We start from the raw sequence: 13,045 nt of genomic DNA on the forward strand, positions 1-13,045 counted from the left end.
TTCCGTACAACTGACGTAACTGGTGATATCTCTCTACCAGAAGGCGTAGAAATGGTAATGCCTGGCGACAACATCCAAATGGTTGTTGAGCTAATCGCACCAATCGCGATGGACGAAGGTCTACGTTTCGCGATCCGTGAAGGCGGCCGTACTGTAGGTGCTGGTGTTGTTGCTAAGATCTTCGCTTAATTCTTAACGAATTAATCAAGTCTTGCACACTTCTTCGTTAGAAGAACGCGCATCTAGAAAAGGGAAGCTTCGGCTTCCCTTTTTCATTTCTGTTATATAGAAAAATGGGCGCATTTTGAATGCTAGCCTTTAACTACCCTCTCAAAACATAAGCTTATCTTAGACCAATCTATAACCTTTGTGGGTAAGATTACCTTTCGCTTGTTTTCTCCTGATAATGACCATTCTCATATAACAAATCGGTATTAAGTTGCGTTAGAATTGACTGGTAACAATAATCATTCTTGTTTATATTTCTTGGCGAAAAGAGATTGGTTGGGGATCCAAATGTACGTGTGCTTGTGTCATGGTGTATCAGATAAAAAAATCAAACAGTTAGTCCTTGAGGAAGGCATTGCCGATATGCGTAGCATTAGAAAATGCACAGCTTTGGGCTCTCAATGCGGTAAGTGTGTAAAGCAAGCAAAGCAAATCATCAACGAAACTGCACCGCAGTTGTATCAACAAGCGAGCTAAGTCAGCTCTTCGCTTTTTTGACTCTTAGTTGATTGGTTCTACAGTTAAATGAACCAACAAAGGAGGGTTTTACATGAAAGGCGATCCAATCATTATTCAACATCTTAATAAAATACTCGGCAACGAACTTATCGCGATCAATCAATACTTCCTTCACGCTCGGATGTACAAGGATTGGGGGTTAAAGCATTTGGCGGATAAGGAATATCATGAGTCAATTGATGAGATGAATCATGCCGACCACCTTATCGAGCGTATCCTATTTTTGGAAGGGCTGCCTAACTTACAAGATTTAGGCAAGCTGATGATAGGCGAAGATCCTAAAGAGATGCTTGAGTGTGACTTGAAAATTGAGATGATGGCCATCCCTGATCTCAAGTCGGCCATTGCTTATGCGGAAGATGTGCACGACTACGTTTCTCGTGATCTGTTCCAAGATATTCTAGAGGATGAAGAAGAACACGTTGATTGGTTGGAAACTCAGCTTGGTCTGATCGAAATGACGGGTATTCAGAACTACTTGCAAGCCCAGTTTGTTGATGAAGATGACGACGACTAAGCTTGCAACTATTGCTCTTTTCTCATGCTCGGCTATTCGGTTATCCCCCCTATATTTAGTGATTGTTGATTGACGACATTTTGCTTGCTTAAGTTGCTCTCTTTCTGTACTATTCGTGCTCCTTAAAACTCGGTCATTTATCTTTAGTTCCTTGCTTCCTCTGGACGACCGGGCCACTCGTGGAAGCTAATAATCCGTAAGGAGCAACACATGCGTCATTACGAAATCGTATTCATGGTTCACCCTGATCAAAGCGAACAGGTTGCGGGCATGATCGAGCGTTACACTGGTTCTATCACTGAAGCAGGCGGTACTGTACACCGTCTAGAAGACTGGGGTCGTCGTCAACTGGCTTACCCAATCAACAAGCTTCACAAAGCTCACTACGTTCTTATGAACGTTGAAGCTGACCAAGCTGTAATCGATGAACTAGAAACTGCTTTCCGTTTTAACGATGCAGTTCTACGTAACATGATCATGCGTACTAAAGCAGCGATCACTGAGCAATCTATCATGCTTAAGCAGAAAGAAGAGCGTGCTCCTCGTCGCGAAGAGCGTGCAGAGTCTCGTCCAGAAGCTGCTGCTGAGTAATTGATTGTATGACCAATCGAATGGAGCTAAGTGGCACTGTTGCTAAGCCTCCAATTCGTAGTAAAAGCCCTAGTGGAATAGAGCACTGCCGTTTTTGGCTCGAGCACCGTTCTACTGTTATTGAAGCCGATTTAGCTCGCCAAGTTTATTGTCGAATGCCAGTCGTCGTCAGTGGGTCAAGGTCACAAGCAATAACTCACAATTTAGTACCAGGCAGTAACATAAAGGTAGGAGGCTTTGTCGCTTACCAAACCGGCCGAAATGGCATTGGTAAAGTTGTGTTACATGCTGACCACATCACTTATATTTAAGATCAGGAGATAGCCCATGGCTCGTTTCTTCCGTCGTCGTAAATTCTGCCGTTTCACTGCAGAAGGCGTACAAGAGATTGATTACAAAGACGTAGCAACTCTTAAAAACTACATCACTGAAGCTGGTAAAATCGTTCCTAGCCGTATCACGGGTACAAGCGCTAAATACCAACGTCAACTAGCTCGTGCTATCAAGCGTTCACGCTACCTAGCTCTTCTACCGTACACTGACAAGCATCAGTAATCGGTTCGTTTTATTAAGAAAGAGGATTAAATAATGCAAGTTATTCTACTTGATAAAATCGGTAACCTAGGTGCACTTGGCGACGCAGTTAACGTTAAATCTGGCTACGCACGTAACTTCCTTATCCCACAGGGTAAAGCAGTTATGGCTACTAAAGCTAACGTTGAAATGTTCGAAACTCGTCGTGCTGAACTAGAAGCTAAAGTTGCTGAGCAACTAGCTGCCGCTGAAGCTCGCGCTGAGCAAGTTAACGCACTAGAAGCAGTTGTTCTTGCTTCTAAAGCTGGTGACGAAGGTAAACTATTCGGTTCTATCGGTACTCGCGACATCGCTGAAGCAATCACTGCTGCTGGCGTTAAAGTTGTGAAAAGCGAAGTTCGTCTTCCTGAAGGCGCTCTACGTAACATCGGTGAGTTCGCGATCAGCATCCAACTTCACTCTGAAGTTTTTGCTACAGTTAACCTACAAGTTGTTGCTGATAAATAATATCAGTCTCAAGACGTATTAATAAAAGCACCTGTTTTCAGGTGCTTTTTTTTGTGCCCAATAAAATCGGCAGAGATTAAGAAGAGAGTTGTCTAGAAGGCAAATAACAGGTTTACTGAGAATATACTGTCAGAGTTCTCTAACCCTTCAGGAACGCGATCGTGATATTGGCGTGAGTAGGCAAGCTTAAGAGCAATATCTTCTGTAATAGCGTTAATCACACTGGCGTCGGTGTCTATGCGGGTGTTGCTATGCCCGGCAACCAAAGTCATCGTTGCTTCCAATGCTAAGTTGTCGAGTGCTTGCCACCTTGAGTTAATCTTGCCACGGAAAATGGCTTCTTCGACGATATCGGGAAAGATAATGTCGTCGTCATCAAGCTCATCCAAATTTGGTTCTTGGTAACGAAAACCAGGCCCCACTTCCGCCTCTAAGAGAATATCTTCTGTATTGGCAAACTGGTAACCAAGCCCACCTGAAAAGGTGTAATCTTTATAATAAGCACTGTAACGGGAGTCGACGCCTTTAAAGCTACCATAGAGGTAGGTTTTGGCACTTAGCTTATAGTCCGTCTGCGCGCTATAAGTCGATTGGCGTTTATCTTCCTCACCATCTTTATACAACAGATAGAACTTCCATTCGCCGCTGGTGCGGTGACGTCCTCGGATGTATTCAGCATCAATACGCGAATTGAGCGATTCTGAATCAGAATTACCGGAGTGAGCTTGGTAGCCAAACTCGACTTCGCTCTTCCAAGGCGATGGGACGTCAATGTCACTAGAGGTGTCCTGTTCATGGGCGTGCGCCAGAGTCGCGCTAAATAAACCAAAATAGGCCAGCCAAACTTTTGCCACAAAGATCCTCAACAGTTATATAGAAACAAGCGGGTATAAAATAGCATGAAATGGTAGTCGTTAAGCGGTTATTCTCGGCCAACCACAGGTAAATTATCACTGTGAAGCAGACAAACTTTGGCTCAATGGAAGACAAAGATAGTATTCTCGTTATAATAATCGATCATTGAAAGTAGTTGAGCAAAACCATGGCAGATACCAGAGCGGATAATCGCAGAAGCAAAACCCCTGATGCACAAGTTGATGCAATCAAGGCTCCACCACACTCGTTAGAAGCTGAGCAATCAGTGATTGGTGGGCTATTGTTGGATAACGAGCGTTGGGATACGGTTGCCGAGCGTGTCGTCGCGCGCGATTTCTATAGTCGTCCGCACCGAATCATCTTTGAAGCGGCTAAGCGCATTCTGGAAGACAGCAAGCCGTTGGACTTAATCACACTCTCAGAGCACCTGGAGTTGCATGAAGAGCTCGAAGGTGTCGGTGGCTTTGCTTACCTTGCTGATTTGGTTAAAAACACACCAAGTGCTGCAAACATCAATGCGTACGCTGATATTGTCGCTGAACGCGCCGTGGTGCGCGACCTGATTGGTGTCGCCAATGATATTGCCGATGCGGGTTATGATCCGCAAGGTCGCACGTCGGCAGATTTGGTCGATTTCGCCGAGAGTAAAGTTTTTGCTATTGCGGAATCTCGTACCAAAGAAAGTGATGGTCCGCAAAACGTCGATAACATCCTAGAAAAGACACTTGAGCGTATCGAGATGCTGTATAAGTCTCCTCAAGATGGTGTTACTGGTGTGGATACTGGCTTTAATGATCTCAACAAGAAGACGGCGGGTCTGCAAGGTTCTGACTTGGTGATTGTTGCTGCACGTCCATCGATGGGTAAAACCACGTTTGCAATGAACTTATGTGAAAACGCGGCGATGGTTTCAGATAAACCGGTGTTAATTTTCTCACTAGAGATGCCATCAGACCAAATCATGATGCGTATGTTGGCGTCACTCTCTCGCGTTGACCAAACTAAGATCCGTACTGGTCAGTTAGATGATGAAGACTGGGCGCGTATTTCTTCTTCCATGGGTATTTTGATGGAGAAGAAAAACATGTATATCGATGATAGCTCAGGCTTAACGCCAACAGAACTTCGTTCTCGCGCTAGACGTGTCGCGCGTGAGCACGATGGTTTATCAATGATCATGGTCGACTACCTGCAGTTAATGCGCGTACCTGGCATGCAAGATAACCGAACGCTTGAGATTTCAGAAATTTCACGCTCATTAAAAGCGCTGGCAAAAGAGCTTAACGTACCCGTTGTTGCGCTGTCTCAGCTTAACCGTTCCCTAGAGCAACGTGCTGATAAAAGACCGATTAACTCAGATTTGCGTGAATCAGGCGCAATTGAGCAAGATGCGGACTTGATCATGTTTATCTACCGAGATGAGGTGTATAACCCTGATAGTTCGATGAAAGGCACGGCAGAAATTATCTTGGGTAAACAACGTAATGGTCCGATTGGTTCTGTACGTTTAACCTTCCAAGGACAGTATTCGCGATTCGACAACTATGCCGGTCCAGCGTTTGATATGGATGACGAGTAACAGTATGAGTTATATGAAGGCAGCGACGGCACATGTGGATCTCGCAGCATTGAAACACAATTTGCAGCAACTTAAGCTGCAGGCACCACAAAGCAAAATGATGGCAGTGGTGAAAGCGAATGGCTATGGTCATGGGTTACATCAAATCGCTAAGAACTCAATCGGTGCCGATGCTTTTGGTGTCGCTCGTATCGAAGAAGCATTGCAACTGCGCGCTGCGGGCATAGTTAAACCGATTCTTTTATTAGAAGGTTTCTATTCACCGGGTGATTTACCTGTGTTGGTCACCAATAATATTCAAACGGTTGTCCATTGTGTCGAGCAACTTGAAGCGTTAGAAAATGCGGTGCTCGAAACGCCGGTACAAGTGTGGCTAAAAGTCGATAGTGGTATGCATCGTTTAGGCGTTCGCCCAGAGCAGTTAGACGATTTTATCTCGCGCCTTAAAGCGTGTGATAACGTTGCCAAGCCTCTGCGTTTTATGAGCCACTTTGCAAGTGCAGACGAGCTGGATAAAGCGACCTCTCATCAACAGATTGAACTGTTCTTATCATTAACGGATGGCTGTAAAGGCGAGCGTTCATTAGCCGCTTCTGCCGGTGTGTTGGCTTGGCCTGAAAGTCACTTAGAATGGGTCAGACCGGGCATCATTATGTACGGCGTGTCCCCATTTTCAGATAAATCAGCAGCAGAGCTAGGCTTTCAGCCAGTGATGACATTGAAATCGCACATCATTGCAGTACGTGAAGTGAAAAAAGGCGAGAGCATTGGCTATGGCGGCACTTGGACCAGTGAGCGAGATACCAAAGTTGGTGTGATTGCGATTGGTTATGGTGATGGTTACCCAAGAACGGCACCCAATGGTACGCCTGTGTTTGTTAACGGACGTAAAGCCCCAATCGCTGGTCGTGTGTCGATGGACATGCTCAGTGTTGATTTAGGTCCAGATGCAACGGATAGAGTGGGTGACGAAGTGATCCTTTGGGGTAAAGAGCTCCCTTCAGAAGAAGTTGCCGCTCATATTGGTACTATCGCGTATGAGTTGGTCACGAAGCTGACCCCGCGCGTTGATATGGTCTATTCAGACTAACTATTTTTTAAAGGAGCACAGCATGTGCTCCTTTTTTACATTGCCATTTCGCTATTCACCCTGAATGGTGGCAATGATGCGACGGTTCCCGCCTAAGTCACGATGCTCACCTAAGTAAATGCCCTGCCATGTTCCCAACGCTAAACGACCGTTACTAATGGGAATCGTGATACTCGACCCAATCGTTGATGCTTTGATATGCGCAGGCATGTCGTCATCGCCTTCATAGGTATGTTGGTAGTATTTCGCTCGCTCAGGTATGAAGTGATTGAAGTGCTTTTCCATATCAGTTCTCACCGTAGGATCGGCATTTTCATTGATAGTTAAACTGGCAGAGGTGTGTTGAATAAAAAGGTGTAATAAACCTACTTTTAATCGGCGAATAGTCGGTAATTGTTGTTCAATTTCGTCAGTAATTAAGTGAAAACCCCGAGATCTTGAGCGTAGATTGATGGTTGTTTGGGACCACATAGGCGTTCCTCTGTTTTTTATTTGGCAAAATCAGCCAAGCTAGCTAGTCTAATTTCAAGGATTCGCGTTTAATGTGCACATGAACTAAGTTATTGAACGTGATATAACTCAATGTGTTTGAGAAATGGCTGAGTCATAATTCAATAATGAAAATAAATTACACTTATCTTGTTTTATGGTCATAAATCCAAATACCAAGATCAAAAAACAAATTTTTGCTTAAATCGGGGATTCCATCGGTGCACCTAAACTGAGGAATGAAACCTACTGTAACATCGGAATAGAGACCATGTTGAAAAATATTAACCCAACGCAAACTCAAGCGTGGAAAGCGTTAACAGCACATTTTGAATCTGCTCAAGATATGGATTTAACTGAGCTGTTCGCAAGCGATGCAGCACGCTTTGACAAGTTTTCTACTCGTTTTGGTAACGATCTTCTTATCGATTACTCGAAAAACTTAATCAATCAAGAAACGTTACAACATCTTTTTGCTTTAGCAAAAGAGACTGACCTTCCATCAGCGATTGAAGCGATGTTCAGTGGTGAAGCGATCAATAAAACGGAAGACCGTGCAGTTTTGCATACGGCATTACGTAATCGCAGTGACAAACCAGTCATGGTTGATGGCAAAGATGTTATGCCTGCGGTGAACGCTGTTTTGGCGAAGATGGAGCTATTTACGCACCGTATCGTGTCAGGTGACTGGAAAGGCTACACTGGCAAAGAGATCACTGATGTTGTTAACATCGGTATTGGCGGTTCTGATCTTGGTCCTTACATGGTGTCTGAAGCACTTGCGCCATATAAAACACGCCTGAACATGCACTTTGTGTCTAACGTCGATGGTACCCACATCGTTGAAACACTTAAAAAACTGAACCCTGAAACAACATTGTTCCTGATTGCATCGAAGACGTTTACCACGCAAGAGACAATGACAAATGCGCACAGCGCACGTGATTGGTTCCTAGAAACTGCAGGCGACCAAGCGCATGTTGCTAAGCATTTCGCGGCACTTTCTACTAATGCACCAGCGGTTTCTGAGTTTGGTATCGATACCGACAATATGTTCGAATTCTGGGATTGGGTAGGCGGTCGCTACTCACTATGGTCAGCGATTGGTCTTTCTATCTCACTGGCTATCGGCTACGACAATTTTGTTGAGCTGCTAGACGGTGCCCACGAAATGGATAACCACTTTGTATCAACAGACCTAGAAAGCAACATCCCTGTGATCCTTGCTCTTATTGGTATTTGGTACAACAACTTCCATGGCGCAGAGTCAGAAGCAATTCTACCTTACGATCAGTACATGCATCGCTTCGCTGCGTACTTCCAGCAAGGCAACATGGAATCAAATGGTAAATACGTTGACCGTGAAGGTAACGCCGTGACTTACCAAACCGGTCCAATTATTTGGGGTGAGCCAGGTACGAATGGTCAACATGCCTTCTACCAGTTGATCCACCAAGGCACTAAATTGATCCCGTGTGATTTCATTGCACCAGCCATTAGCCACAATCCAGCGAGCGATCACCATCAGAAACTGATGTCGAACTTCTTTGCTCAAACAGAAGCGTTGGCATTTGGTAAAACGGTAGAGACAGTAAAAGCGGAATTTGTTCAAGCAGGTAAGAGCGAAGAAGAAGCCGCAGTACTAGCACCATTCAAAGTATTTGAAGGTAACCGTCCAACCAACTCGATCTTGGTTAAACAGATCACGCCACGTACTTTGGGTAACCTAATTGCGATGTACGAGCATAAGATCTTTGTACAAGGTGTGATTTGGAATATCTTCAGCTTTGACCAATGGGGTGTTGAGTTAGGTAAGCAACTTGCAAACCAAATTCTGCCTGAGTTAGCGGATGAGTCAGCCATCAACTCGCACGACAGCTCGACGAACGGTCTTATCAACGCGTTTAAAGCCTTCAAAGCTTAATAACCTTCATACTTGAAGCTGCAGCGTTGATTAATCGCCTAGCTGCAACAACAATTATTTTGGTTGTTTCTGAACACCAATAAAAACGCCAGCATCTAGCTGGCGTTTTTTTATCTTAATTTTTGGCTCTTTTCTCGTAGCGAGCGTTCGGTTAAACGGTGTGATGAACGGAGCTTTTAACTTCAGTCTGAATAGTGAATTTCTGCCCGAGCAATGCCACTAACTGATCGTAATACTGCATATTTGGCTTGTTGCCTAGCAACTTACACAACTCATTGCCTGTTGGCGTGAAGCGGTAGTACAGCAGGCGCACCCCTTTCCCATGAGCTTGTAATTGAAGGTTCTTGCCTTGGTAAGTTAGCGGTAAGGCAGACTCAAGTTCAATCTCGCCAGACTCAAGCTCAGTACCATGCATTAACCCCAACTCAAATAGCACTAATAAGCTGGAGTAGGGCAATTGGTAGCTGCCAACATTAATATTGTTGGTGATACTGCGTTTGCCGAAACTGAATATCCCGCCTTGAGCTCGAAAGCCTACTAGCAACTTTCGGCTGCTATCGTGTCCAAAACTACAAGCCAGAGAGGCAGCCCGTTGCAGAATTTGCGCTTCTTTCGGTGCCATGTCTTGCAATACCTTTAGCGCCTTCATTGAGGTGGAACCGGGGTTGGTTACCTCGCGCTTAAATACTTGTGCCCATAGCCGCTGCATTGAAGGGTTGTGTACCTCTTGTGCCATATCGAAAAAGCGATACAACCAATCTTGATCAGGCTCGCCAGCAATTTCATCACTGCATGAGCTGTGTGCGAGTTTTAAGATCTGTTCCAAATTCTTTTGGCGTTGTTCACGTCGATTGCGCTCTCGAACTAGCGCACGCTCTAGCGCTGGCTTCTGTGGTGACTGTTTTTGCAATAGTGCATCTAACCCATGAGATTGGGCTATAAACAGTACACGACTTGCGCTGTCCTTTACGTAGTTTGATTTTTTTTCTTGGCGGTTTTCAGCTTTGACGTCATGTTCAATAGTGACGGGTTTGTTGCTCTCAGACATGGGATTACCTTAACCAACAGTGAGTTATAACTGTACCTCGAACATCAAATAGCTGCCAGAGAAACTATTGTGAGAAAGCTAGGCAAATTTCGCTATGCCGCTTGATAATAGTTTGTTAAAATTGTTGCCAGTATTAACGAGGTTGTCATGAAGTACGCAATAGAGAATAAACTGAAAAGACACCTGTCAATCGCCTTGCTATTACTTGTTTATCTAGCTGTGTTGGTTTATCTATCTAGATTCTTAATATAACAAGGAAGATTAACAGGTTATCAAGTTGTTAATTACATGCCGTTAGTAATCATATTCGGCTATAGCTGTTCCTTCCAGTATGTAGCCGGTTTCCGCTAGCTCATGATTCATCGTCTCAGTCTTTAATTTACCAATTACGTAGATCACATCCCACAATTGCTGAATTGGCGCGCCTTGTGGAAACTTCACATAGATAATTTGGTTTGGTGGCGGCGGTGGTACATGAATACAAGCACCGAAATAGGGCACCAATAAAAACTCAGTGATTTTCTCATCATCCCCTTCTAATGGAATCACAAACCCTGGAATTTTTACTTCACTGCCGTTGAGCTCTTGTCGCACTGAGCCGACTTTAGATTGCTCAACCGCACCGCCTGAATGGTTGTTTGCCATCGGCATCCCCATCGCATCAAATTGATTGCGTTCCGACTCTGGAACGAGGTCTATCCAATCCAGCACCAAGATATCTTCATTGGCCATCGCGTGGGCAGGAATGGCTAATGTGATCAGCCAGCAAATAAGTAGTATGGTTTTTTTCATTGTTATACCCGTATAGTCATGCCGTCGCTTAGTGATTGTCGATAAGCGCGCAGTGCTGGGAAGATACCGATCACTGTACCGGCAAGTTGAACCGCAGCAATTAAAGCCAGCTCATAATAAGAGAGCATTATTAAAGGAAGTTGAATACCGTAGTATTGAGTCACAAAGGGACCGATGAGCGCAAGCAGACCATAAAGCATCGTAACCCCAACTACTATACCGATAAAAGTAAGCACGCTGGCTTCCAGTATCAACAAGCTGAATATATGCCGTGGTCTCGCCCCCATCGCTCGTAATATCGCCATCTCTCGGCGTCGTTCTTGTAGGCTAGTTAATAGGCTTGAAAGCATACCCAGTAAACCCGCCACGACCACAAAACCAGATACGACCATCAACGCCTGCTCGGCGACGGACATCATCCCCCACAGCTCATGTAGGGCTATTCCTGGTAAAATCGCACTAAGTGGTTCTTGTGGGTAAGTATTGATTTGGCGCTGCAGAGCAAAGGTTTGAATTTTTGATTTCAAACCGACTAACATGGCGGTGATCTGTTTTGGCTGAAAGTTGTGTTGCTCTAACTGCTTTGCCGAAGGTGTATTACCGAGCCTTGCTCCTGACTCCCAACCCACATGGATCGCTTCTATTGCGGCTAGAGAGACGTGAACGGTTTTATCTACGGGAGTACCTGTCGGCGCAAAGATACCGACGACTTTAAAAGGAAGATTATCATGGCGGCTAAAACCAACATCGCTAATGCCATGGGCGATGATAATTTCGCTGCCAACTTGATAGCCTAGCTTTCTTGCGACATCAGAGCCGATGACAGTTTCAAATAAGCCATCAAAAGCTCGACCTTGGGCTAGATTGAGATTTTGCTTATTCCCGTATCGATAATGTTCAAAGTAGCTTTGGTTAGTGCCTAAAACACGAAATCCTTTGTGAGAATCCCCCAGCGAAAGTGGTATTGCCCAGTCAACAGAGCGATGTTGACTAAATTCTTGATAGCTTTTCCAGTCGATGTTGTTGGTGGCATTACCGATGCGAAAGACGGAGTAAAGCAGCAAATTGACTTGTCCTGAACGCCCACCCACGATGAGGTCAGTACTTGAAATGGTATTGGCGAAGCTGCTCTTTGCTTGAGTTCGAATTCGCTCAACCCCGAGCAATAAAACTAATGAGACAGCAACGGTCATTATGGTTAAACAGGCGGTTAGACGACGGTTTCTGACACTCTTCCATGCCAGCATTAGAGTCGGTGTCATAGAAGGGTCTCCGCTTGGTTGATTTGGCGTAGATCCAAACTGCGATCAAACAGTGGCTCTAAGGTGGGATCATGGCTAACAAACATCAGTGTGGCATTGGCTTGGTTGACTTGATCTAATAGCAACTGAATAAACGCAGCCCGATTTTCGTGATCCAATGACGATGTCGGTTCATCGGCAATAATGAGTGGTGGATTGCCAATTAATGCTCGAGCCGCTGCGACACGTTGTTGTTGACCAATACTGAGTTCAACCACCGGTTTATCGAGCAGTTGATCGTTAAGATGCAGCTTGCGCAGTAATTGCCGAGCAGATTGCTCTAAGTCGGCAGTTTCTCGACGTTGACGTGAAAACTGACAGGGCAGCAATACGTTTTCAACCACGGTCAAATAAGGTAATAGGTTAAATTGCTGGAAAATATAGCCAATGTTATCGGCTCGAAAGCGATCACGCTGTCGGCTATTGAGTTGATTAAGATCTTTGCCTAACACCTCCACAATGCCGCTTTGCGCTTGATTGATACCCGTGAGCAAACCAAGCAGTGTTGATTTACCACAGCCACTTGGTCCTTTAATGAATAGGTGCTCACCCCGATGCACGCTTAAATGCTCGATTGCTAAGGTTGGGCTGTGATTGCCAGCCCACGTGTAACTCACTTGTTTGAGTTCTATCACCTTTGATAGAGAGGTGTTGTCCATTGAGTTTTCCAATCAATATCAGAGACAAAATAGAGCTTGGCCTGATGACCAAGCTCTAATGTGCTTACAACTTGATTTCGCTTTGCTGTGGGGCAAGCTCTAATGCGGCTTGCTTAGTATCGGTTAGCAAGTTGATGCGAACCTTTTCCGTTGCGGCGAAAAGCTTGAACCATTGAGTATTGATCTGCTCAAGCTTGGCTAAATCGTCACATTGGTAATGGTACTCAATGGTAAATTCACCATGACCGCCATGATCTTTGTGCTGTTCATCTTGATGATGATTTTCATCATGTTTTTCTTGATGTTGATGCTTGTCATCAGCATGATGGTCGTGGTCGTGGTCGTGGTCGTGGTCGTGGTCGTGGTCGTGGTCGTGGTCGTGGTCGTGGTC

Annotated in this window: 17 protein-coding genes; 10 read left to right on the plus strand and 7 right to left on the minus strand. The window is 44.9% G+C overall.

From position 1 onward, the window contains the following. From H2O73_RS19950 to rplI, 7 genes are all read left to right on the plus strand, one after another. The coding region (locus H2O73_RS19950; protein WP_497997501.1) for an EF-Tu C-terminal domain-related protein at positions 1-189 on the plus strand (189 nt) is incomplete at its 5' end. 327 nt (positions 190-516) lie between these two features. Continuing rightward, positions 517-705 (plus strand): (2Fe-2S)-binding protein, encoded by a 189-nt coding sequence (locus H2O73_RS19955; protein ID WP_182110694.1) that lies wholly within the window; start codon positions 517-519, stop codon positions 703-705. A 73-nt stretch (positions 706-778) separates the two neighbouring features. Continuing rightward, complete coding sequence (bfr, locus tag H2O73_RS19960; RefSeq protein WP_182110682.1) at positions 779-1,264, plus strand: bacterioferritin; 486 nt, start codon at positions 779-781, stop codon at positions 1,262-1,264. Between the two features lie 210 nt (positions 1,265-1,474). Further along, positions 1,475-1,855 (plus strand): 30S ribosomal protein S6, encoded by a 381-nt coding sequence (gene rpsF, locus H2O73_RS19965; RefSeq protein WP_005596629.1) that lies wholly within the window; start codon positions 1,475-1,477, stop codon positions 1,853-1,855. A gap of 8 nt (positions 1,856-1,863) precedes the next feature. Then, positions 1,864-2,166 (plus strand): primosomal replication protein N, encoded by a 303-nt coding sequence (gene priB / locus H2O73_RS19970; RefSeq protein ID WP_182110683.1) that lies wholly within the window; start codon positions 1,864-1,866, stop codon positions 2,164-2,166. Between the two features lie 16 nt (positions 2,167-2,182). Then, positions 2,183-2,410, plus strand: a complete 228-nt coding sequence (rpsR, locus tag H2O73_RS19975; protein ID WP_000090472.1) for a 30S ribosomal protein S18 — start codon at positions 2,183-2,185, stop codon at positions 2,408-2,410. Between the two features lie 33 nt (positions 2,411-2,443). Further along, a complete protein-coding gene (gene rplI, locus H2O73_RS19980) occupies positions 2,444-2,896 on the plus strand; it encodes a 50S ribosomal protein L9 (protein WP_182110684.1) in 453 nt (150 codons plus the stop codon). A 92-nt stretch (positions 2,897-2,988) separates the two neighbouring features. On the opposite strand, the gene H2O73_RS19985 is transcribed toward rplI, so the two are convergent. Beyond that, complete coding sequence (locus tag H2O73_RS19985) at positions 2,989-3,705, minus strand: DUF481 domain-containing protein (protein WP_246335980.1); 717 nt, start codon at positions 3,703-3,705, stop codon at positions 2,989-2,991. Positions 3,706-3,938: 233 nt separating this feature from the next. Here H2O73_RS19985 and H2O73_RS19990 point away from each other — a divergent pair, with 233 nt between their 5' ends. Both H2O73_RS19990 and alr read left to right on the plus strand, forming a co-directional pair. Beyond that, positions 3,939-5,351: a replicative DNA helicase gene (locus H2O73_RS19990; RefSeq protein WP_182110686.1), complete on the plus strand. Its 1,413-nt coding sequence runs from the start codon at positions 3,939-3,941 to the stop codon at positions 5,349-5,351. Between the two features lie 13 nt (positions 5,352-5,364). Next, on the plus strand, positions 5,365-6,441 hold the full coding sequence (gene alr / locus H2O73_RS19995; protein WP_182110695.1) for an alanine racemase: 1,077 nt from the start codon (positions 5,365-5,367) through the stop codon (positions 6,439-6,441). A gap of 51 nt (positions 6,442-6,492) precedes the next feature. Here the strand turns inward: alr and H2O73_RS20000 are convergent, their stop codons facing one another. After that, positions 6,493-6,912, minus strand: a complete 420-nt coding sequence (locus H2O73_RS20000) for a secondary thiamine-phosphate synthase enzyme YjbQ (protein ID WP_182110687.1) — start codon at positions 6,910-6,912, stop codon at positions 6,493-6,495. Positions 6,913-7,201: 289 nt separating this feature from the next. On the opposite strand from H2O73_RS20000, the gene pgi reads away from it, so the two are divergent. Then, positions 7,202-8,854: a glucose-6-phosphate isomerase gene (gene pgi / locus H2O73_RS20005; RefSeq protein WP_182110688.1), complete on the plus strand. Its 1,653-nt coding sequence runs from the start codon at positions 7,202-7,204 to the stop codon at positions 8,852-8,854. A gap of 151 nt (positions 8,855-9,005) precedes the next feature. Here the strand turns inward: pgi and H2O73_RS20010 are convergent, their stop codons facing one another. The 5 genes from H2O73_RS20010 to H2O73_RS20030 all read right to left on the minus strand — a co-directional run. Next, positions 9,006-9,902, minus strand: a complete 897-nt coding sequence (locus tag H2O73_RS20010) for a TIGR03899 family protein (RefSeq protein WP_182110689.1) — start codon at positions 9,900-9,902, stop codon at positions 9,006-9,008. A gap of 294 nt (positions 9,903-10,196) precedes the next feature. Then, positions 10,197-10,694 carry a DUF3299 domain-containing protein gene (locus H2O73_RS20015; RefSeq protein ID WP_182110690.1) on the minus strand — a complete coding sequence of 166 codons (498 nt, stop codon included), beginning with the start codon at positions 10,692-10,694 and terminating at the stop codon, positions 10,197-10,199. A 2-nt stretch (positions 10,695-10,696) separates the two neighbouring features. Next, a complete protein-coding gene (locus H2O73_RS20020) occupies positions 10,697-11,956 on the minus strand; it encodes an ABC transporter permease (RefSeq protein WP_182110691.1) in 1,260 nt (419 codons plus the stop codon). Further along, the gene (locus H2O73_RS20025; protein ID WP_182110692.1) at positions 11,953-12,654 is read right to left on the minus strand and encodes an ABC transporter ATP-binding protein; all 702 of its coding nucleotides are present in this window, start codon (positions 12,652-12,654) and stop codon (positions 11,953-11,955) included. The genes H2O73_RS20020 and H2O73_RS20025 overlap by 4 nt, the downstream gene beginning before the upstream one ends. A 64-nt stretch (positions 12,655-12,718) precedes the next feature. Continuing rightward, positions 12,719-13,045 (minus strand): ZrgA family zinc uptake protein (locus H2O73_RS20030; protein WP_182110693.1); only part of this gene is annotated, 327 nt, incomplete at its 5' end.

Origin of the sequence: Vibrio marinisediminis (genome assembly GCF_014050145.1) — a bacterium.
GTDB lineage: Bacteria > Pseudomonadota > Gammaproteobacteria > Enterobacterales > Vibrionaceae > Vibrio > Vibrio marinisediminis.